Origin of the sequence: Enterococcus sp. 3H8_DIV0648, assembly GCF_002140655.1 — a bacterium.
GTDB lineage: Bacteria > Bacillota > Bacilli > Lactobacillales > Enterococcaceae > Enterococcus_A > Enterococcus_A hulanensis.
Map to the genome: position 1 here is coordinate 1,304,593 of NZ_NGLG01000001.1, position 1,633 is coordinate 1,306,225.

The 1,633-nt window shown below is 37.6% G+C and carries 2 protein-coding genes and 1 tRNA gene; 1 reads left to right on the plus strand and 2 read right to left on the minus strand.

Translation table 11 applies throughout. The annotated features are described in order from the left end of the window. The first annotated feature begins 219 nt into the window (after window positions 1–219). Window positions 220–843, plus strand: coding sequence for a YitT family protein (locus A5875_RS05965; RefSeq protein WP_422851557.1), 624 nt, complete (start codon window positions 220–222; stop codon window positions 841–843). 51 nt (window positions 844–894) lie between these two features. On the opposite strand, the gene A5875_RS05970 is transcribed toward A5875_RS05965, so the two are convergent. Continuing rightward, window positions 895–982: transfer RNA gene (locus A5875_RS05970), tRNA-Ser, on the minus strand. Window positions 983–1,023: 41 nt separating this feature from the next. Beyond that, on the minus strand, window positions 1,024–1,596 hold the full coding sequence (locus A5875_RS05975) for a TetR/AcrR family transcriptional regulator (RefSeq protein WP_088932757.1): 573 nt from the start codon (window positions 1,594–1,596) through the stop codon (window positions 1,024–1,026). Between the last annotated feature and the right edge of the window lie 37 nt (window positions 1,597–1,633).

Below are 1,633 nucleotides of genomic sequence, written 5' to 3' on the forward strand. Positions count from 1 at the left end.
GGCATTTAAGGGCGCTTCATCAATTAATTTTTCTGTAAGTATTGAAAATTTACAGAAAAATTTCGCATATTACTTCTCTAACTAATCCCATTTTTATGAAAATCAAAAAAAAGCTGCTGCAGCCGGTCCTTAAAAATTTCATACACCCCTGAAAAAGATGACCCAAACTTATTTCATTAGAATGGTACGATTATTTCAACATTTAAGAAGAAGGTGACGATCATAAAAGGAATCATGCATCTAATAAAAATTTCTATTGGCGTGATAATCATTGCTCTGGCTTTAAATTTCTTTTTATTGCCGCATGACATTGCCTCGGCTGGAGTCGGAGCGATCGGCCATTTGCTCGAGATACATTTATCCGTCAACAGCATTTATACCGTATGGGTAATTAATCTTTTCATGCTTTTATTGACGTATTTGTTGTTAGATAAACAGGTTTTTTCAAAGATTTTCCTTGGAAGTTTATTGTTTCCAGTCTATCTAAAACTTATTCCGACAAGCCCAGTGCTGTTCTCTCACATTGCTTCTCTCATCATAGGCAGTGCCTTGTTTAGTTTGGGAGTATTTTATCTTTATAAGTCCAATTCTTCTAACGGTGGAATCACTATCCCGCCTATTATTCTCGAGCGATACTTCAAGATACCGGTCTATCGAGGATTACTGCTGACCAATCTCGTAATCATTTTTCTGAATTTTTATATTTTGCGACCGCTGGACGGACTATTTGCTACAGTCTCGATTTTAATCATGAGCCTTGCTATGAAATTATATACCGCTATTGATAGTAAATTGACAGAAGAAGGGAAGTCAATTGGGGAGTCAAATCATAAATCAAGCTAAAAATAAGCACAAAAAAACGTGGTCGAAACCACGTTAAACGGTTGATAAATAAGGAAGGTACGGGACTTGAACCCGTGCACCACATTACTGCGGCTCGCCGGATTTCGAGTCCGGTGCATTACCACTCTGCCAACCTTCCGCACCATTTATCTTACCTTTTTTCGTTTAAATGTCAAGATTTTATAATGTATCTAACACAGAAGTGTCTTCTTCTTCTAAGATATTCGTAATCGTACGGTTGATTAAATGAACGATCTCATCTTGAGTCGGCGCGATGATACCTGATGACATCAAGGTCGCGATCCCAGTTACACAGATCCAGGTTCCTACATGCAAGGCATTGATCCGTTTTTCAGACAATTTGCTGTATTTCGGATGCTCCACAATTAATTGGTGGAAGTAATTGTAAGAAAAGTCGTGCATTTTTTTCCCGCCGCCATACTCTTGGACGTATAACGCATTGTAAAGATTGCTTTGCTCTTTGGCAAAGTAAACATAGCTCAAGCCCAAATCGATGATCGTATCACCTGTGCGAACTTCTGGGAAAATATCGTAGTATAGGTGATTGCAGATTTCATCTAGCAAAGTGTTTTTAAGATCACTCATATTTTTAAACTCTAAATAGATCGGTTGCGTACTGATTCCCATTTTTTTGGCAATGTTTCGTGCGGTAAATCCAGAAAATCCTTCATTTTCGACAACTTCATAGGCAGCCTTTAGAATCTGATCTTTTGTGTAAACTTTTCTTCTCATTGTAATTCCTCCCAGAATGTTATTATTTTTACTGTCA

Coding starts and splice junctions, on each gene's coding strand:
- A5875_RS05975 (WP_088932757.1), bottom strand. CDS start 1,596: ATGAGAAGAAAAGTTTACACAAAAGATCAGATTCTAAAGGCTGCCTAT.